Below are 18518 nucleotides of genomic sequence, written 5' to 3'. Positions count from 1 at the left end.
GAATTTCTTATCGCGACACAGGGCTAACCCTGTGATCACCAGCGCTCTTTCAGCAGGTTCGGCTGAATACCACCAATAGCGTGGGTATTGCTGAAGGTCTGCTTAATGCCAGCTTCGAATTCTTCGCGGAAATATTTAATGGCGCTCTGCAACGGTTCCACTGCACCCGGTGCGTGTGCACAGAAGGTTTTACCCGGGCCGAGGAAACGACACAGTTGCTCAAGTGTCTCGATATCCCCAGGCTGGCCTTCGCCACGCTCCAGCGCACGCAGAATTTTCACACTCCACGGCAGACCATCACGGCACGGCGTACACCAGCCACAGGACTCGCGGGCAAAGAACTCTTCGAGGTTACGCACCAGCCCAACCATGCCAATCTCGTGGTCAACCGCCATCGCCAGCGCGGTGCCCAGACGGCTACCGGCTTTACCAATGCTTTCGAATTCCATCGGCAGGTCGAGATGTGCTTCAGTCAGGAAGTCAGTCCCCGCGCCGCCCGGCTGCCAGGCTTTGAACTTCAGGCCATCGCGCATGCCGCCCGCGTAATCTTCGAGGATTTCACGCGCAGTAGTGCCGAACGGCAGCTCCCACAGTCCCGGATTCTTCACGCGACCAGAGAAGCCCATCAGTTTGGTGCCCGCGTCTTTGCTCTTCGAAATGTTCTGGTACCACTCCACGCCGTTTGCGAGGATAGCCGGTACGTTACACAGGGTTTCGACGTTGTTAACGCAGGTCGGTTTACCCCATGCACCAGAGCTTGCCGGGAACGGCGGCTTGGAGCGCGGGTTCGCACGGCGACCTTCGAGGGAGTTAATCAGTGCAGTTTCTTCACCGCAGATGTAACGCCCTGCCCCGGTGTGCACAAACAGTTCGAAATCGAAACCGGTGCCCATGATGTTTTTGCCAAGCAGACCGGCTTCGGTCGCTTCGGCAATCGCGCGGCGCAGATGCACAGCCGCTTCGATATATTCACCGCGCAGGAAGATGTAACCACGGTACGCTTTCAGCGCAAACGCGGAGATCAGCATGCCTTCCACCAGCAGGTGCGGCAGCTGTTCCATCAACAAGCGGTCTTTATAGGTGCCGGGTTCCATTTCATCGGCGTTACACAGCAGGTAACGGATGTTCATGGATTCGTCTTTCGGCATCAGGCTCCACTTCAGACCGGTGGAAAAGCCTGCGCCGCCGCGCCCTTTCAGGCCAGCGTCTTTTACCTGGTTGACGATTTCATCCGGTGACAGCCCGGTCAGGGCCTTACGCGCACCTTCATAACCGTTCTTGCTACGATATTCGTCCAGCCATACAGGCTGTTTGTCATCACGCAGACGCCAGGTCAGCGGATGCGTTTCGGGAGTACGGATAATGTCTTTCATTTATACCGCTCCAACAGTTCGGGAATGCCTTCCGGGGTCAGGTGAGCATGAGTATCTTCATCGATCATCATATTCGGCCCCTTGTCGCAGTTCCCCAGGCAACAGGTCGGCAGCAGCGTAAAGCGACCATCAAAGGTCGTCTGCCCCGGCTTGATGTTGAGTTTTTTCTCAAGCGCAGCCTGGATCCCCTGGTAGCCATTGATATGGCACACGACGCTGTCGCAATAGCGGATCACGTGGCGACCGACCGGCTGACGGAAGATCTGGCTGTAGAATGTCGCAACACCTTCGACGTCGCTTGCCGGGATACCCAGCACGTCAGCGATCGCGTAGATCGCCCCATCCGGCACCCAGCCACGCTGCTTCTGAACGATTTTCAGCGCTTCAATGGACGCCGCACGCGGGTCTTCGTAGTGGTGCTTCTCGTGCTCAATCGCTTCACGCTCAGCCGCACTCAGCTCAAAAGCCTCGGTTTGTGGTTGTTGGTTCTCGTGCATAATTAGCGGTCCACATCTGACATAACAAAATCGATACTACCCAGATGGACGATCAGGTCGGACACCAGGCTGCCACGTACCGCTACCGGGATCTGCTGCAGGTGCGCATAGCTCGGGGTACGGATACGGGTACGATAACTCATGGTGCTGCCATCGCTGGTCAGGTAGTAACTGTTAATACCCTTGGTCGCTTCCACCATCTGGAAGGACTCGTTTGCCGGCATAACCGGTCCCCACGAAACCTGCAGGAAGTGGGTGATCAGGGTTTCGATATGTTGCAGCGTGCGCTCTTTCGGCGGCGGCGTCGTCAGCGGGTGATCCGCTTTGAACGGGCCTTCCGGCATGTTATTGAGGCACTGCTCAAGGATGCGCAGACTCTGGCGCAGCTCTTCAACTTTTAGCATCACGCGGGTATAGCAGTCGGACACACCGCCGCCAACCGGGACTTCAAAGTCAAAGTTTTCGTAGCCAGAGTACGGACGCGCTTTACGCACGTCGAAATCAATACCGGTCGCACGCAGCGCAGCACCGGTACAGCCCCAGTCCAGCGCTTCTTTCTTGCCGTAAGCGGCAACGCCCTGCGAACGGCCTTTCAGGATGGTGTTACGCAGTGCGGCTTTCTCGTAAGAATCCAGACGTTTTGGCATCCAGTCGAGGAAATCACGCAGCAGTTTGTCCCAACCGCGCGGCAGATCGTGTGCCACACCGCCGATACGGAACCAGGCCGGGTGCATACGGAAACCGGTGATCGCTTCCACGACGTCGTAGATTTTCTGACGGTCGGTAAAGGCGAAAAATACCGGAGTCATCGCGCCGACGTCCTGAATGAACGTGGAGATGTACAGCAGGTGGCTGTTGATACGGAACAGTTCAGACAGCATGACGCGAATCACGTTGACGCGATCCGGTACGGTAATACCCGCCAGCTTTTCGACTGCCAGCACGTACGGCATTTCGTTTACGCAGCCGCCGAGGTACTCGATACGGTCAGTGTACGGAATATAGCTGTGCCAGGACTGACGTTCGCCCATCTTTTCAGCGCCACGGTGGTGGTAGCCGATGTCAGGTACGCAGTCGACGATTTCTTCGCCATCAAGCTGCAGGACAATACGGAACGCACCATGGGAAGACGGGTGGTTAGGACCGAGGTTGAGGAACATAAAGTCCTCGTTTTCGGTGCTACGCTTCATGCCCCAGTCTTCAGGTTTGAAGGTCAGCGCTTCCATTTCCAGATCCTGTTTGGCTTTAGTCAGCTCAAACGGATCAAATTCGGTCGCACGCGCCGGGTAGTCTTTACGCAGCGGATGGCCTTCCCAGGTATGCGGCATCAGCAGACGCGTCAGGTGCGGGTGACCTTCGATGTCGATGCCAAACATTTCCCAGGTTTCACGCTCATACCAGTTGGCGTTCGGGAACAGTTTGGTGAAAGTCGGTACGCGCAGATCGTTTTCAGACAAAGCCACCTTGAGCATGATATCGCGATTGCGTTCAATGGAGATCAGGTGATAGAAAACGGAAAAATCCGCGGCGGGTAACCCTTCGCGGTGCGTACGCAGACGTTCGTCCATGCCGTGTAAGTCAAACAGCATGACGTAAGGTTTCGGCAGTCTCTTTAAGAAATCGCCAACTTCGAGTAACTGTTCACGCTTGACCCAGACAACGGGTACCCCAGTGCGAGTAGCCTGAACGGTAAAGGCATCCGGCCCAAAACGGTTGCGCAGTTCGCCAATGACCGGGTCATCAAGGTGATCCCGTGTTTGCCATACGGCGTCTTGCGCGGTTAAGTCGGTCATATTGTTCACCATTGCAAATGGTCCGTGGTGGTCGGCAGTGCTTCGCGCTATTTATGTAGTGGTAAGCGAAGGAAGTGCTGCTGCCGACAGGCGCAAATTAAATCTCGTCTGGTGTACGAAGATTCGTTACAGCAATACGTTCGCCGCGTTTACGCTCGCGTTCTGACTGCATATTGGCGCGATAAACGCCCTGATCGCCAACCACCCAGGAGAGCGGACGGCGTTCTTTGCCAATGGAATCTTGCAGCAGCATCAGTGCCTGCATGTACGCTTCCGGACGCGGCGGGCATCCCGGGATGTACACATCGACCGGAATAAATTTATCAACGCCCTGCACTACCGAGTAGATATCGTACATACCGCCGGAGTTGGCGCAGGCGCCCATGGAAATAACCCATTTCGGTTCCAGCATCTGATCGTAGAGGCGCTGAATAACCGGTGCCATTTTGGTAAAGCAGGTTCCGGCTACGACCATCAGGTCAGCCTGACGCGGCGATGCACGCAATACTTCTGCACCAAAACGGGCCACGTCATGCACGGCGGTAAACGAGGTCACCATCTCTACGTAGCAGCAGGAAAGGCCAAAGTTATATGGCCAAATTGAGTTTTTACGGCCCCAGTTAACCATGTCATGCAGCTTGCCCATGAACACGTTTTTGTTAACTTCCTGCTCCAGGGGGTCGGTTACGATCTCCTGTTTTTGCAGGGGGTAACGGTCGTTCTCACCGTTAGGATCTATGCGGGTGAGCGTATAATCCATCTTAATGCCTCGCGGTTAGCGTTGACGATTAGCGATACTGTTCGTTTCCGGGTTCATACGCTCGCGGCGTGAACGCGCGGGCGTCCAGTCCAGCGCGCCAATACGCACCAGATAAACCAGACCTGCCAGTAACACAAAAATAAAAATTGCAGCTTCCACAAAGCCAATCCAACCGCTTTCACGGATAGAGGTTGACCATGCGAACAGATACAGCGCTTCAACGTCGAAGATAACGAAGAACATGGCTACCAGATAAAACTTGGCAGACAGGCGCAAGCGGGCGGTGCCGACCGAGTCGATACCTGATTCAAACGGCACGTTTTTAGATCTCGCGCGTGCGCGACCACCTAAAAACCAGCCGCCGACGAGCATCAGGCAGCACAGGCCAATGGCGACAATAAGAAAGATAGCGAATGCCCAGTGATGAGCGATGACTTCAGTGGATGTTGACATACTCATTGCTTACTCATCAAAAGTAGCGCCAAATTCTCTGCTCTTTTCGGCAGATGAACGCCACATCGATTCATGGGGAGGAATAAAAAAAACCTTACAATCACTGTGAAAAATCATTTTAGACAGCTAATTGATGGGGTTTTTTACTCCTTTCTATAACCTTTTGTCAACTTTAACAAAAGTTTCCTCACATTATTTTACACAACTCCAACACCATTAACATAAAGTGCTATTTAGACCCATTTCGATCGCGTCATCGGTCATTTTTAATGTTGTTGAATCGTGTCCGTAGTGAAGTAAAAAAATGATACCCGTCTATTTTGACAGGAATTCACACAGATGCCTCCCCCTAAATGGGAGTATTTTCTTGATCTGTGACACGCTTTTGTTAATTCACCATAAAAAACAGCAACAATTTCTCTAGTTTTTTAACATGAAAATGAATAGCGCCTCGAGTGATTGTTTTTTGCACTATTTGTAGGTGATTTTTTTACCTACTGATTTTGTTAAGTTTTGGTATACAAAATGCCATCTCCGACCATTATTTGCATAAAAAAAGAGCCACTGGATGTTTTTTCATCACCAGCGACTCTTTTTTGCACTTACATTTTATAACGATTATTTATGGTACATCACTCAAAGTCGCCTTCGACAATCAGCGAATCGTCTCCCCCTTCAGGGGTAAACTGGTTGTATTGCCAGGGATTTTGATAGGTCTGCATCGACTTAAAGATCACCTGAGCCAGCTCATTTTGTGATGCAGGGTCGCAGCACAGCAAGTACTCCGTTTCCGGCAACGGTGGCAATCCGTCCGCCGCGCCCAGTACGCGTAAATCCGGGCTCATCATTTCTACAGGACGGGCAGTCACGCCCAACCCCGCCTTCACTGCCGCACGAACAGCCGCTAATGTTGAAGCAACATAGGCCAGACGCCACGGGATCTGTGCAGCGTTCAGCGTTGCCAGTACCATATCGCGGAACGGACTCGGATCATCCAGCAGCACCAGCGGCACCGGCTCACCTTTTTGTAAAATATATTCGGCCGCACAATACCAGTGCGTAGGTGAGGTACGCAGATTCAGACACTCAAAATCGCCTGGCCGGTTGGTTGTCACCACCAGATCAACGTCTTGTGACTTCAGCATATCCACCATGTAAGCGTTGCGTTTCACTCTGACATCCAGCGCAAGCTTCGGATAAACCGAACTTATCCGGTTCAGCAGAAAAGGAAGGATAGTATCCGCTGATTCATCAGAAGCGCCAATAGTTAACACTCCCTGAAGATTGTTAAACATCAATGATGAGCATGCCTCATCATTAAAACGCAATATTTTTCTGGCGTAACCCAGCAACTGAATCCCATGCTCGGTCAGTAGTTTGTTACGTCCATGGCGCGCGAACAACTCTTTCCCCACAAGTTGTTCGAGACGTTGCATTTGCTGACTCACCGCAGACTGAGTGCGACATACCGCAGCTGCCGCAGCCGCGAAGGTATTCAGATCGGCAACGGCAACGAAGGTTCTCAGCAGATCGAGATCGAGGTTAATTATCGGACGATTTGCATTTATCATAATTTTTCACTTACTCGCGGGTCATACCGGGTTAATGCTGTGCATTCAGAAACAAACAACTCCATTTGTAATGGGCCTCCCTCGCAGTTTCACCAGGTGTAACCAGGTGAAAATAAGGATGTATTTGCTTTAACAAACGAAACAATTCCCTTTCAGCGCTATATAATACCCGTGACACTCATCGGAATATAGCAACGAGAAAGAGTCATTTTTTTAGCTGTTGGATGATTCTGACTAATGGAAAACATGTAAATTTTGTAAATTTGAAAAATAGTTAACGAACACTAATTTACACATTAAAAACTAACTTTTCAGTATGTTAGAAACTCTTAACTAACATTAGAATTATCGCAAAACACAAGTTGCGTACCATTTCATGGGACTTATCTTAACCTAAAACCACTATATTTATAAGTGTTATCGCGAATTAATCGAAGCAAAAAGGTGATAACTCAGACTGGCAGTTTTCGTATTATTAACGCGTTCAATAAATACTGTTTAAATATTAAATAATAATTAATTAAGAATGCCACCATTCATTAATTATACTTAACAATAGATTCACACCGCGTCGTTGTCAGATCAGGCCGATAACAGTTTGTCAGGCTCAAACCTCAGTATTTTCGAATTGCGCAATACAGCAGATACTCCCGACCGCGCCCCGTTTTGCACATCTCACTATTTTTACCAAAACAAATCACCATACCCTAGCCGCCACATCGAAACATATAACCACAAAATCAAAAATATCAAGATTATAATTCTATATTAATTTCATTATTTAGTTATTAACAGTTAATTATAACATCGCAACTTTCGAAATCTTCTACTAAAGACCCTTCAAAACTCACCGTCGGGGGAGTACATTGTTCTGTGCTGACTTCCACGGCAGGGAGTGGCATTCACAGCTAAAAAGGTCAAGATTCATGTCCCCCATTGAAAAATCCAGCAAATTAGAAAATGTCTGTTATGACATTCGTGGCCCGGTTCTGAAGGAAGCAAAGCGCCTGGAAGAAGAAGGCAATAAAGTTCTGAAACTCAACATCGGCAACCCTGCGCCATTCGGGTTTGAAGCACCAGATGAAATTCTGGTCGATGTGATCCGCAATTTGCCTACCGCACAAGGGTATTGCGATTCAAAAGGTCTTTATTCAGCCCGCAAAGCGATCATGCAGCATTACCAGGCCCGCGGGATGCGCGATGTTACCGTGGAGGATATTTATATCGGTAACGGCGTTTCTGAATTAATCGTTCAGGCGATGCAGGCGTTGCTGAACAGTGGGGACGAAATGCTGGTTCCTGCACCTGATTACCCGCTGTGGACAGCGGCAGTATCGCTCTCTGGCGGTAATGCCGTGCACTACCTGTGTGATGAATCGTCAGACTGGTTCCCGGACCTTGATGATATTCGGGCAAAAATCACCCCGCGCACTCGTGGGATCGTCATCATTAACCCAAACAACCCTACCGGCGCCGTTTACTCTAAAGAGCTGCTGATGGAGATTGTTGAGATTGCTCGCCAGAACAACCTCATTATCTTTGCTGACGAGATTTATGACAAAATTCTCTATGATGATGCCGAGCATCACTCAATTGCGGCAATGGCCCCGGATCTGCTGACTATTACCTTCAATGGCCTGTCAAAAACTTATCGTGTTGCGGGGTTCCGCCAGGGTTGGATGGTACTGAACGGACCGAAGAAACATGCCAAAGGGTATATTGAAGGTCTTGAAATGTTGGCCTCCATGCGTTTATGCGCCAACGTTCCAGCGCAACACGCCATTCAAACCGCGCTGGGTGGATACCAGAGCATCAGCGAATTTATCATGCCAGGCGGACGTTTGTATGAACAGCGCAACCGGGCCTGGGAATTACTTAATGATATTCCGGGCGTCTCCTGCGTGAAGCCACGCGGCGCGCTGTATATGTTCCCGAAAATTGATGCCAAACGCTTCAATATTCACGACGACCAGAAGATGGTTCTCGACTTTCTGCTGCAGGAAAAAGTCCTGCTGGTTCAGGGAACGGCTTTCAACTGGCCGTGGCCGGATCATTTCCGTATCGTCACACTGCCGCGTATTGACGATATCGAAATGTCGCTAAGTAAATTCGAGCGCTTCCTGTCAGGCTATCACCAGTTGTAATTAAACAAAGGCTGTCGGACCAGTATGACGAGTATTTGCATCTGACAGCCTTCTCTGCGCACAATGACTCTTAGGTTGCCATCATATAAGGGTCGTTATGAAGCAGAGCCATTTTTTTGCCCACTTATCCCGTCTGAAGCTCATTAACCGCTGGCCGCTGATGCGCAACGTGCGCACCGAAAACGTGTCTGAACACAGTCTGCAGGTTGCCATGGTTGCTCATGCGCTGGCCGCGATCAAAAACCGTAAATTTGGTGGTCAGGTAAATGCTGAGCGTATTGCCCTGCTGGCGATGTATCACGATGCGTCAGAGGTGTTAACCGGCGATCTCCCTACCCCAGTGAAATATTTCAACTCGCAGATTGCTCAGGAATATAAAGCGATAGAGAAAATTGCCCAGCAAAAACTGGTCGATATGGTTCCCGACGAGTTGCGGGATATTTTTGCACCACTCATTGATGAACATGCCTTAAGTGAAGAAGAAAGATCGATTGTTAAACAGGCCGATGCCCTGTGCGCGTATCTGAAGTGCCTGGAGGAACTCTCCGCCGGTAACAACGAATTTCTGCTGGCGAAAACGCGTCTGGAAAAAACGCTGGAGTCACGACGCAGCGAAGAGATGGACTACTTTATGGACATGTTTGTCCCAAGCTTTCACCTTTCATTAGATGAAATCAGCCAGGATTCACCGCTTTAAACGATTTTGCCGGATGGCGGCTAACGCCTTATCCGGCCTACAGGTAGCGTGATATCCGTAGGCCTGATAAGCGCAGCGCCATCAGGCGTTTACTGCGGCGGTCAAAACGGGAACAGCATCGGGATCATCACCACGCACACTGCCATGACAATCACCGTAAACGGTACGCCAATCTTCACGAAGTCGCTAAAGCTGTAGTTACCCGGCCCCAACACCAGCGTGTTAACAGGTGAAGACACCGGCGTCATAAAGGCGGCGGAAGCCGCCATCGCAATCACCATCGCAAAAGGATACGGCGAAACGCCCATCGACTTTGCCGCCGCCAGCGCAATCGGTGCCATCAGCACCGCTGTTGCGGTATTCGAGATAAATAAACCAATGGTCGCACACAGGACAAACAGACAACCCAGCATCATGTACGGGCCATATCCCCCACCGACGTCCATGAGTCCTTTTACCACCAGATCGACACCGCCGGTCTTTTGTAAAGCCAGCGCAAAAGGCATCATCCCGACGATCAAGATAATGCTTGGCCAGTGGATCGCCTTATAGGCGCTCTCTGCATCAATACACCGGAATTTCCCCATCAGCAGGCAGGCGATAATTGCGGCCACCGTATTGGGTATTTCATCCGTCAGCATTAACGCAACCATCAGAACCAGACAGAAAATCGCGTGCGGTGCCTGGCTGTGCGCCGGAGACGCTTCACTGACTTCGACCGGCATGTTCAACACCACAAAGTCGCGGCCTTTTTTACCCAACGATGTGATAAGTTTCCAGTTACCCACGACCAGAATGATATCGCCCATCAGCAACGGTTCATCCACTACCGCGCCGTCCATCGCCGTACCATCACGCTTCACCCCGACGACATTCAGGCCGTAACGCGTACGAAACGCGATTTCCCTTACCGTTTTACCGATTAATTCTGATTCCGGGATCAACGAAATCTCAGCCATCCCCACATCAAGCGCCTGTTCGGAAAAATACTCGCCGCGCAGCACCATCGGCTCCAGCAATTGTTCACTGCAGAATTCGCGCAGATCGACATCAGCGGCGGACATATCAATGAGCAAAACGTCACGGGCACGGAACTCAGAGACCCCATTAACGTCCACAATCACGCGCCGAAAGCGACGCCAGCGCTCAACACCAATCACGTTCGCCCCGTAGCGCTCACGCAGCTTCAGGTCGTCAAGACGCTGGCCAATCATCGGCGAGCCGGGACGAATAGCCAGGCGGCGGGCGCGCCCCGTCAGACGATACTCTTTGATAAGATCGCGAAAGGTCCGGCGTTTCCAGCCATCCCCCTGTTGCCCGGAGTCCTCACCTTTGAGCATAAAACGCATCAGCAGCATGTAAATGATGCCGAGCACCAGAACAACCAGCCCAAGCGGGGTCACGCTGAAAAAGCTGAAACCGTTGAGTCCCTCGCGCAGTAACTCACTGTTGACGACCAGGTTGGGCGGCGTCGCCACCAGCGTCATCATGCCGCTGATAAGCCCCGCGAAGCTAAGCGGCATCATCAGACGCGAGGGCGAGGTTTGCATGCGCATAGATACGCTTAAAACAACAGGAATAAAAATCGCGACTACGCCAGTGGAACTCATAAAGGCACCGAGCCCGGCGACGGTGATCATCAGCAAAACCAGCATTTTGACTTCACTACTGCCGGCCACCTTCACCAGCCATGCCCCCATCACCGTTGCCACCCCGGTACGCACCAGGCCGTCACCAATGATAAATAAAGCCGCAATCAAAATAACGTTAGGATCGCTGAAACCCGAAAAAGCCTCTGAGATGCTCAGTGTTCCACTCAGAACAAAGGCAATGATGACCAACAGAGCAACTGCATCCATACGCACTCTGCCAGTGGCAAACAAAACGACGGCAATCGCCAACAATGAGAGAACCCATATCAATTCACCGTTCACAACATATCCTTGTTAAATGAGAGGGATGAGTCGATTCTGCCATAAAAAAGCCCCAACAATCTGGGGCTAAATCATGATCAGGTATTTCTTACTACGACCACATTTCCGTTGGGTTGCTTGGTCACGGAAATCTGTTCCAGACTGGTCAACGAAAAGTCGACCTCATCCAGACGCGGCGTGTCCGCAGGCGCATTGACCGCGATCACATGACACCCAGCCGCCAGTCCTGAAAGCACACCAGCGGGCGCATCTTCAACCACGGTACACTCTTGCGGTGCGAGACCCAGCAGTTGAGCGCCTAACAGATAAGCGTCTGGTTCTGGTTTCCCTCTTTTTACCCGCTCAGCTGTAACAAACACTTCAGGCGCGGGAAGCCCCGCGACACGATGGCGCGCTCGTGCGACTGGCATAGAACCGGAGGTCACAATCGCCCACGGAATACCCGCTTTATTGAGGTGGTTGAGCAACTCAACAGCCCCCGGCAGCGCGGTGATCCCAGCGGTTTCCGTCGCTTCGATCTGCTCAAGACGGGTGAACTCCGCAGCGATCTCAGCCTCAGATTTGCCCACCATAAAGTGTCGCAGAGAGGTAATGGCCTGCTTGCCATGAATAAAGCCGAGCACCTCGTCGTGATCGAGGCCAAAACGATCGGCCCAGTTGCACCACGCGCGTTCTACTGCGGGTAAGGAATCGACCAGCGTTCCATCCAGATCAAACAGAAAACCTTTGCACTGCACGCTCGCCCCCTCAGGCATTAATGATTTGGTTAATTTCATTCGCGCTCAGGTGATACTGGCGCGGGCAGGAGTGCCAGACGTTCAACATACGCTGATATTTTTCCCACATCGGGGTCTGGGCGTTGAAGCCATGCGTACCCGCATCAAAGTGGGTATAGCGACCTTCCACATTGACCATAAAGCGAACGTATCCGAGGAAACGGGCTTCCGTTGCGGCGTCAAAACCGAGGAAGGTCACGCGGCGCTCATCAATGGCCTGTGCATCTTTAAGATTAGTCCAGGACACATGTAATGCGTGATACATCTCCATAATATCGATAATCGTACGACAGGTTTCTTCCGTCAGCTCACCAAACTCACGATCCAGCTCGCGCATCTGCAAACCGTAACCGCGTTCAATAATCGTCTGCAAACGACGATAACGCTCGGCGTTAGTTGGGTCGAGCATAGTCATCATTTTGTACTGATTCGACAAAATCAGACGTTGAGCGTTGGTCATTTCCATTTGGGACTCCTGTATCACTACTACTGCGATGAAAAAAAAGAAGGCATCTTGTGCCTTCTTTTATATGCGTAATCAGGGGTCAATTACAAATCATCGAGGAAAGTTTTATCCAGTTGTTTGAAGGCACGCTTAAGCGTGTCAGCCAGCGCCTGGTAATCAGGCTTCCCTTCAACCGGCGATAACGCCTGTCCGGCTTCTTGTAATTTCCCCCGAACTTCGTAGAACCAGTTGAGAATCGAAGGCGGCAGCGGTGTCACGGAACGCTTACCCAACCACCACATGCCCTGCATTGGCAGGCTCAGCGCAAATAGCGCCGTTGCCACAGCCGGTCCCAACTGACCACCCAACGCAATTTGCCAGCATAACGTGAAGACGGCGATAGGCGGCATAAAACGGATTGCGTAACGTGTCATACGGATCACGCGGTTCTCTACAAACACGGGCGCGAGGCGCTTTTCCATTGGCCACGTCTTCGCGTAGTGCTGCCCCCGGCGGAACAAGCTAAAAAAATTGACGGAACGATTATCCGGTGTCGACATGGCGGTTACCTCAACTTCACATATAAAAATTAAAAAATTTGTGCAAAACAACAACTACAAAGGACATCGTTCAAAACATTTTGTCTTTGATACCCACATTCAGGTATCCTGTGCCGGCCTGTAAGGCCTTTAGTCCAAAATCATTGAGTCGTCAAATTGACACATAGTATGCCATTGGCTGAAAAATACGCAAAATGACATAGACTCAAAGGTATTTATTCCATCGTGCCCAAAAAGACCCTGGCGCATGATGTTAATCATAAACGTCGGTGTCATCATGCGCTACGCTCTATGACTCCCTGACGTTTTTTTAGCCACGTATCATAAATAGGTACTTCCATGTCGAGTAAGTTAGTACTGGTTCTGAACTGCGGTAGCTCCTCACTGAAATTTGCCATCATCGATGCAGTAAACGGTGAAGAATACCTTTCTGGTTTAGCCGAATGTTTCCATCTCCCAGAAGCACGTATCAAATGGAAAATGGATGGCGGTAAACAAGAAGCGGCTTTAGGTGCAGGCGCCGCTCACAGTGAAGCGCTGAATTTTATCGTTAATACTATTCTGGCACAAAAACCAGAACTGTCTGCTCAGCTGACTGCGATTGGTCACCGTGTTGTTCACGGCGGCGAAAAATACACCGGCTCTGTAGTTATCGACGATTCCGTTATTCAGGGTATCAAAGATGCAGCCTCTTTTGCACCGTTGCACAACCCTGCACACCTGATCGGTATCGCTGAAGCGCTGAAATCCTTCCCGAATCTGAAAGACAAAAACGTGGCCGTATTCGACACCGCGTTCCATCAGACTATGCCGGAAGAATCTTACCTCTATGCCCTGCCGTACAGCCTGTACAAAGAGCATGGCATTCGTCGTTACGGCGCGCACGGTACCAGCCACTTCTTCGTGACTCAGGAAGCGGCAAAAATGCTGAACAAACCGGTTGATGAACTGAACATCATCACTTGCCACCTGGGCAACGGCGGTTCTGTTTCTGCAATCCGTAACGGTAAATGTGTTGATACCTCCATGGGTCTGACCCCGCTGGAAGGTCTGGTGATGGGTACGCGTTCCGGTGACATCGACCCGGCGATCATCTTCCACCTGCACGACACCCTGGGCATGAGTGTTGACCAGATCAACAAAATGCTGACCAAAGAGTCTGGCCTGCTGGGTCTGACTGAAGTCACCAGCGACTGCCGTTATGTTGAAGACAACTACACCACCAAAGAAGACGCTAAACGTGCAATGGACGTTTACTGCCACCGTCTGGCGAAATACATCGGTTCCTACACCGCGCTGATGGATGGTCGTCTGGATGCGGTTGTCTTCACCGGTGGCATTGGTGAAAACGCCGCGATGGTTCGTGAACTGTCTCTGGGCAAACTGGGCGTTCTGGGCTTCGAAGTTGACCACGAACGTAACCTGGCCGCACGTTTCGGCAAATCTGGTTTCATCAACAAAGAAGGTACCCGTCCTGCGGTGGTTATCCCAACCAACGAAGAACTGGTTATCGCGCAAGACGCGAGCCGTCTGACTGCCTGATTTCACACCGCCAGCCTAGCTGGCGGTGCTGTTTTGTAACCCGTCTAAATTGGCGGTAACGAAAGAGGATAAACCGTGTCCCGTATTATTATGCTGATCCCTACCGGAACCAGCGTCGGCCTGACCAGCGTCAGCCTTGGCGTGATCCGTGCTATGGAACGCAAAGGCGTTCGTCTGAGCGTCTTTAAGCCTATCGCTCAGCCTCGTGCCGGTGGCGATGCGCCTGACCAGACTACCAGCATCGTGCGTGCTAACTCTTCTCTGCCAGCCGCTGAGCCGCTGAAGATGAGCCACGTTGAATCTCTGCTGTCCAGCAATCAGAAAGATGTGCTGATGGAAGAGATTATCGCGAACTATCACGCGAACACTAAAGACGCTGAAGTTGTCCTGGTTGAAGGCCTGGTCCCAACCCGTAAACATCAGTTCGCGCAGTCTCTGAACTACGAAATCGCGAAAACGCTGAACGCGGAAATCGTCTTCGTCATGTCTCAGGGTACCGATACCCCGGAACAGCTGAACGAGCGTATTGAACTGACTCGCAGCAGCTTCGGCGGCGCGAAAAACACCAACATCACCGGCGTAATCGTTAACAAACTGAACGCACCGGTTGATGAGCAGGGCCGTACTCGCCCGGATCTGTCTGAGATTTTCGACGACTCTTCCAAAGCGAAAGTGATCAAAGTTGATCCGGCTAAACTGCAGGAGTCCAGCCCGCTGCCGGTTCTGGGCGCGGTGCCGTGGAGCTTCGATCTGATCGCCACCCGTGCAATCGATATGGCGCGTCACCTGAACGCCACCATCGTGAACGAAGGCGATATCAATACCCGTCGCGTGAAGTCTGTGACTTTCTGCGCACGCAGCATTCCGCACATGCTGGAACACTTCCGCGCAGGTTCACTGCTGGTGACTTCCGCTGACCGTCCGGACGTGCTGGTTGCAGCATGCCTGGCGGCCATGAACGGCGTGGAAATCGGCGCCCTGCTGCTGACTGGCGGCTATGAAATGGACGCGCGCATCACTAAGCTGTGCGAACGTGCATTCGAAACCGGCCTGCCGGTATTCATGGTCAACACCAATACCTGGCAGACCTCTCTGAGCCTGCAGAGCTTCAACCTGGAAGTTCCGGTTGACGATCACGAGCGTATTGAGAAAGTTCAGGAATACGTTGCTAACTACATCAACGCCGACTGGGTTGAATCTCTGACCGCAACGTCTGAGCGCAGCCGTCGTCTGTCTCCACCAGCGTTCCGCTACCAGTTGACCGAACTGGCGCGTAAAGCGGGCAAACGCGTTGTTCTGCCGGAAGGCGACGAACCGCGTACCGTTAAAGCGGCCGCTATCTGTGCTGAACGCGGTATCGCAACCTGCGTTCTGCTGGGTAACCCGGATGAGATCACCCGCGTTGCGGCGTCTCAGGGCGTTGAACTGGGCGCTGGCGTTGAAATCGTTGACCCGGAAGTGGTTCGCGAAAGCTACGTTGCACGCCTGGTCGAGCTGCGTAAAAACAAAGGTATGACCGAAACCGTTGCCCGCGAACAGCTGGAAGACAACGTCGTTCTCGGCACCCTGATGCTGGAACAGGACGACGTTGACGGTCTGGTTTCTGGTGCAGTTCACACCACCGCGAATACCATTCGTCCACCGCTGCAGCTGATCAAAACTGCACCGGGCAGTTCTCTGGTATCCTCCGTGTTCTTCATGCTGCTGCCGGATCAGGTTTACGTTTACGGCGACTGCGCGATCAACCCGGATCCAACCGCAGAACAGCTGGCAGAAATCGCGATTCAGTCCGCTGAATCCGCGATTGCCTTCGGTATCGAACCGCGCGTAGCAATGCTCTCCTACTCCACCGGTACTTCTGGTGCAGGTAGTGACGTAGAGAAAGTTCGCGAAGCGACCCGTCTGGCACAGGAAAAACGTCCTGACCTGATGATCGACGGCCCGCTGCAGTACGATGCTGCCGTTATGGCTGACGTTGCGAAATCCAAAGCGCCGAACTCTCCGGTTGCCGGTCGCGCTACCGTGTTCATCTTCCCGGATCTGAACACCGGTAACACCACCTACAAAGCGGTACAGCGTTCTGCCGACCTGATCTCCATCGGGCCGATGCTGCAGGGTATGCGCAAGCCGGTGAACGACCTGTCTCGTGGCGCGCTGGTAGACGATATCGTCTACACCATCGCTCTGACCGCGATCCAGTCTTCCCAGCAGCAGCAGTAATTTGCTGCGAGTGCCGGATGCTTTATCCGGCAACACATCCTGCTTATCAAACCGGAAATAGCTAATATTTCCGGTTTTTTTATATCTGTTTTTCCCATTTGCATAATCTGAAACATTTATCAGGATGCGCTGCATCAATGAATAACTATTCTCCTGTTTGCATACTTACCCTCTTTTGCATTGCAACAGGGATAGTCTTTGATGTCAGCAGTAACAGAAACACGGCCAGCCAAAAAGTGGGCGATGCCCGACACGCTGGTGATAATTTTTTTCGTCGCCATTTTAACCAGTCTGGCGACCTGGGTTGTTCCCGTCGGGATGTTCGACAGTCAGGAAGTGCAGTATCAGGTTGATGGGCAAACCAAGACCCGCAAGGTTGTTGATCCCCACTCATTCCGTATTCTGACCAATGAAGCCGGTGAAGAGCAGTATCACCCGGTTAAGTTCTTTACCACCGGTGACGAAAGTCCTGGTCTGATGAACTTCCCGTTTGAAGGGTTAACCTCCGGCTCTAAATTCGGTACTGCCGTTGGCATCATTATGTTTATGCTGGTGATTGGCGGCGCGTTTGGCATCGTGATGCGCACCGGAACCATTGATAACGGCATCCTGGCGCTCATCCGCCATACCCGGGGTAACGAGGTCTTGTTTATCCCGGTGCTGTTTATTCTCTTCTCATTGGGTGGCGCGGTATTTGGCATGGGGGAAGAGGCTGTCGCCTTTGCCATTATCATCGCGCCGCTGATGGTACGCTTAGGTTACGACAGTATCACCACCGTGCTGGTGACCTACATTGCCACCCAAATTGGCTTTGCCAGTTCGTGGATGAACCCATTCTGTGTGGTTGTCGCACAGGGTATTGCCGGTGTCCCTGTGCTCTCGGGTTCGGGTCTGCGCATCGTGGTGTGGGTTGTGGCGACGATGATCGGCCTGACGTTCACGCTGGCCTACGCGGCACGCATCAAAAAGAATCCGCTGCTGTCACGCGTGCATGAATCAGACCGCTTCTTCCGCGAACAGCAGGATGAGGTCATTGAGCGCCGCTTCACGCTCGGCGACTGGCTGGTACTGATGGTGCTGACGGGCGTGATCGTGTGGGTCATTTGGGGCGTTATCGTCCACGCGTGGTTTATCCCGGAGATTGCCAGCCAGTTCTTCACTATGGGGTTGGTGATTGGCATTATCGGCGTCGTCTTTCGGCTCAACGGCATGACGGTTAACATCATGGCGTCCTCATTTACTGAGGGTGCGCGTATGATGATTGCCCCTGCCCTGCTGGTTGGTTTTGCCAAGGGGATATTGCTGCTGGTAGGCAATGGTGAAGCGGGCGATGCCAGCGTACTGAATACCCTGCTGCACAGCATCGCCAACGGCATTAGCGGTCTGGATAACGCCATTGCGGCGTGGTTTATGCTGCTGTTCCAGGCGGTATTTAATTTCTTCGTTACCTCCGGCTCCGGTCAGGCTGCGTTGACCATGCCGCTGCTGGCACCGTTGGGCGATCTGGTTGGCGTCAACCGTCAGGTCACCGTTCTGGCATTCCAGTTTGGTGACGGATTCAGTCATATTATCTATCCTACGTCGGCATCACTGATGGCAACGTTAGGCGTTTGTCGGGTGGATTTTCGTAACTGGCTGAAGGTAGGCGCCACGCTGTTGGGACTGCTGTTTACTATGTCCAGCGTGGTGGTGATTGGCGCGCAGATAATGGGCTACCATTAAACAACAAGGCCGGATAATGCGCATCAGCGGC

Annotated in this window: 15 protein-coding genes; 5 read left to right on the top strand and 10 right to left on the bottom strand. The window is 52.0% G+C overall.

Features of this window, described 5'->3' with window-relative positions:
- Positions 1–35: 35 nt before the first annotated feature.
- The 6 genes from nuoF to lrhA all read right to left on the bottom strand — a co-directional run bounded on the left by nuoF (position 36) and on the right by lrhA (position 6447).
- On the bottom strand, positions 36–1373 hold the full coding sequence (gene nuoF / locus FDX03_RS04730; RefSeq protein WP_005129472.1) for an NADH-quinone oxidoreductase subunit NuoF: 1338 nt from the start codon (positions 1371–1373) through the stop codon (positions 36–38).
- Complete coding sequence (gene nuoE, locus FDX03_RS04725) at positions 1370–1870, bottom strand: NADH-quinone oxidoreductase subunit NuoE (protein ID WP_003028069.1); 501 nt, start codon at positions 1868–1870, stop codon at positions 1370–1372. The genes nuoF and nuoE overlap by 4 nt, the downstream gene beginning before the upstream one ends.
- Positions 1871–1872: 2 nt before the next feature.
- Positions 1873–3675, bottom strand: coding sequence for an NADH-quinone oxidoreductase subunit C/D (gene nuoC / locus FDX03_RS04720; protein ID WP_075551358.1), 1803 nt, complete (start codon positions 3673–3675; stop codon positions 1873–1875).
- 85 nt (positions 3676–3760) lie between these two features.
- The gene (nuoB, locus tag FDX03_RS04715; protein ID WP_003028075.1) at positions 3761–4423 is read right to left on the bottom strand and encodes an NADH-quinone oxidoreductase subunit NuoB; all 663 of its coding nucleotides are present in this window, start codon (positions 4421–4423) and stop codon (positions 3761–3763) included.
- Between the two features lie 15 nt (positions 4424–4438).
- Complete coding sequence (gene nuoA / locus FDX03_RS04710; RefSeq protein WP_040230134.1) at positions 4439–4882, bottom strand: NADH-quinone oxidoreductase subunit NuoA; 444 nt, start codon at positions 4880–4882, stop codon at positions 4439–4441.
- Positions 4883–5508: 626 nt separating this feature from the next.
- Positions 5509–6447 carry a transcriptional regulator LrhA gene (lrhA, locus tag FDX03_RS04705; protein WP_005129482.1) on the bottom strand — a complete coding sequence of 313 codons (939 nt, stop codon included), beginning with the start codon at positions 6445–6447 and terminating at the stop codon, positions 5509–5511.
- A 926-nt stretch (positions 6448–7373) separates the two neighbouring features.
- Here lrhA and alaA point away from each other — a divergent pair.
- Positions 7374–8591: an alanine transaminase AlaA gene (gene alaA / locus FDX03_RS04700; protein WP_005129483.1), complete on the top strand. Its 1218-nt coding sequence runs from the start codon at positions 7374–7376 to the stop codon at positions 8589–8591.
- 97 nt (positions 8592–8688) lie between these two features.
- Entirely contained in the window at positions 8689–9288 is a 600-nt protein-coding gene (gene yfbR / locus FDX03_RS04695) for a 5'-deoxynucleotidase (RefSeq protein ID WP_061068221.1), read from the top strand.
- A gap of 101 nt (positions 9289–9389) precedes the next feature.
- On the opposite strand, the gene FDX03_RS04690 is transcribed toward yfbR, so the two are convergent.
- The 4 genes from FDX03_RS04690 to yfbV all read right to left on the bottom strand — a co-directional run bounded on the left by FDX03_RS04690 (position 9390) and on the right by yfbV (position 13003).
- Positions 9390–11222 (bottom strand): SLC13 family permease, encoded by a 1833-nt coding sequence (locus FDX03_RS04690; protein WP_048211069.1) that lies wholly within the window; start codon positions 11220–11222, stop codon positions 9390–9392.
- Between the two features lie 77 nt (positions 11223–11299).
- Positions 11300–11977: a sugar phosphatase gene (locus FDX03_RS04685; protein WP_086523398.1), complete on the bottom strand. Its 678-nt coding sequence runs from the start codon at positions 11975–11977 to the stop codon at positions 11300–11302.
- Complete coding sequence (locus FDX03_RS04680; RefSeq protein ID WP_003028086.1) at positions 11970–12464, bottom strand: YfbU family protein; 495 nt, start codon at positions 12462–12464, stop codon at positions 11970–11972. The genes FDX03_RS04685 and FDX03_RS04680 overlap by 8 nt, the downstream gene beginning before the upstream one ends.
- An 83-nt stretch (positions 12465–12547) precedes the next feature.
- Positions 12548–13003 (bottom strand): terminus macrodomain insulation protein YfbV, encoded by a 456-nt coding sequence (gene yfbV / locus FDX03_RS04675; RefSeq protein WP_003028087.1) that lies wholly within the window; start codon positions 13001–13003, stop codon positions 12548–12550.
- Between the two features lie 339 nt (positions 13004–13342).
- Between yfbV and ackA the strand changes: the two genes are divergently transcribed.
- The 3 genes from ackA to yfcC all read left to right on the top strand — a co-directional run bounded on the left by ackA (position 13343) and on the right by yfcC (position 18487).
- Positions 13343–14545 carry an acetate kinase gene (ackA, locus tag FDX03_RS04670; RefSeq protein WP_061068223.1) on the top strand — a complete coding sequence of 401 codons (1203 nt, stop codon included), beginning with the start codon at positions 13343–13345 and terminating at the stop codon, positions 14543–14545.
- A gap of 75 nt (positions 14546–14620) precedes the next feature.
- A complete protein-coding gene (gene pta, locus FDX03_RS04665; protein WP_101742312.1) occupies positions 14621–16765 on the top strand; it encodes a phosphate acetyltransferase in 2145 nt (714 codons plus the stop codon).
- A gap of 201 nt (positions 16766–16966) precedes the next feature.
- Positions 16967–18487 (top strand): putative basic amino acid antiporter YfcC, encoded by a 1521-nt coding sequence (yfcC, locus tag FDX03_RS04660; protein WP_137345538.1) that lies wholly within the window; start codon positions 16967–16969, stop codon positions 18485–18487.
- The last annotated feature ends 31 nt before the right edge of the window (positions 18488–18518 follow it).

This window comes from Citrobacter sp. wls827, assembly GCF_005280875.1.
Taxonomy (GTDB): domain Bacteria; phylum Pseudomonadota; class Gammaproteobacteria; order Enterobacterales; family Enterobacteriaceae; genus Citrobacter; species Citrobacter youngae.
This window is presented reverse-complemented; position numbering and strand designations above follow the sequence as displayed.

Bases quoted from the DNA above. Each gene is read 5' to 3' on its own strand.
- nuoF (WP_005129472.1), bottom strand. From the start codon at position 1,373: ATGAAAGACATTATCCGTACTCCCGAAACGCATCCGCTGACCTGGCGT.
- nuoE (WP_003028069.1), bottom strand. From the start codon at position 1,870: ATGCACGAGAACCAACAACCACAAACCGAGGCTTTTGAGCTGAGTGCG.
- nuoC (WP_075551358.1), bottom strand. From the start codon at position 3,675: ATGGTGAACAATATGACCGACTTAACCGCGCAAGACGCCGTATGGCAA.
- nuoB (WP_003028075.1), bottom strand. From the start codon at position 4,423: ATGGATTATACGCTCACCCGCATAGATCCTAACGGTGAGAACGACCGT.
- nuoA (WP_040230134.1), bottom strand. From the start codon at position 4,882: ATGAGTATGTCAACATCCACTGAAGTCATCGCTCATCACTGGGCATTC.
- lrhA (WP_005129482.1), bottom strand. From the start codon at position 6,447: ATGATAAATGCAAATCGTCCGATAATTAACCTCGATCTCGATCTGCTG.
- alaA (WP_005129483.1), top strand. From the start codon at position 7,374: ATGTCCCCCATTGAAAAATCCAGCAAATTAGAAAATGTCTGTTATGAC.
- yfbR (WP_061068221.1), top strand. From the start codon at position 8,689: ATGAAGCAGAGCCATTTTTTTGCCCACTTATCCCGTCTGAAGCTCATT.
- FDX03_RS04685 (WP_086523398.1), bottom strand. From the start codon at position 11,977: ATGCCTGAGGGGGCGAGCGTGCAGTGCAAAGGTTTTCTGTTTGATCTG.
- FDX03_RS04680 (WP_003028086.1), bottom strand. From the start codon at position 12,464: ATGGAAATGACCAACGCTCAACGTCTGATTTTGTCGAATCAGTACAAA.
- yfbV (WP_003028087.1), bottom strand. From the start codon at position 13,003: ATGTCGACACCGGATAATCGTTCCGTCAATTTTTTTAGCTTGTTCCGC.
- ackA (WP_061068223.1), top strand. From the start codon at position 13,343: ATGTCGAGTAAGTTAGTACTGGTTCTGAACTGCGGTAGCTCCTCACTG.
- yfcC (WP_137345538.1), top strand. From the start codon at position 16,967: ATGTCAGCAGTAACAGAAACACGGCCAGCCAAAAAGTGGGCGATGCCC.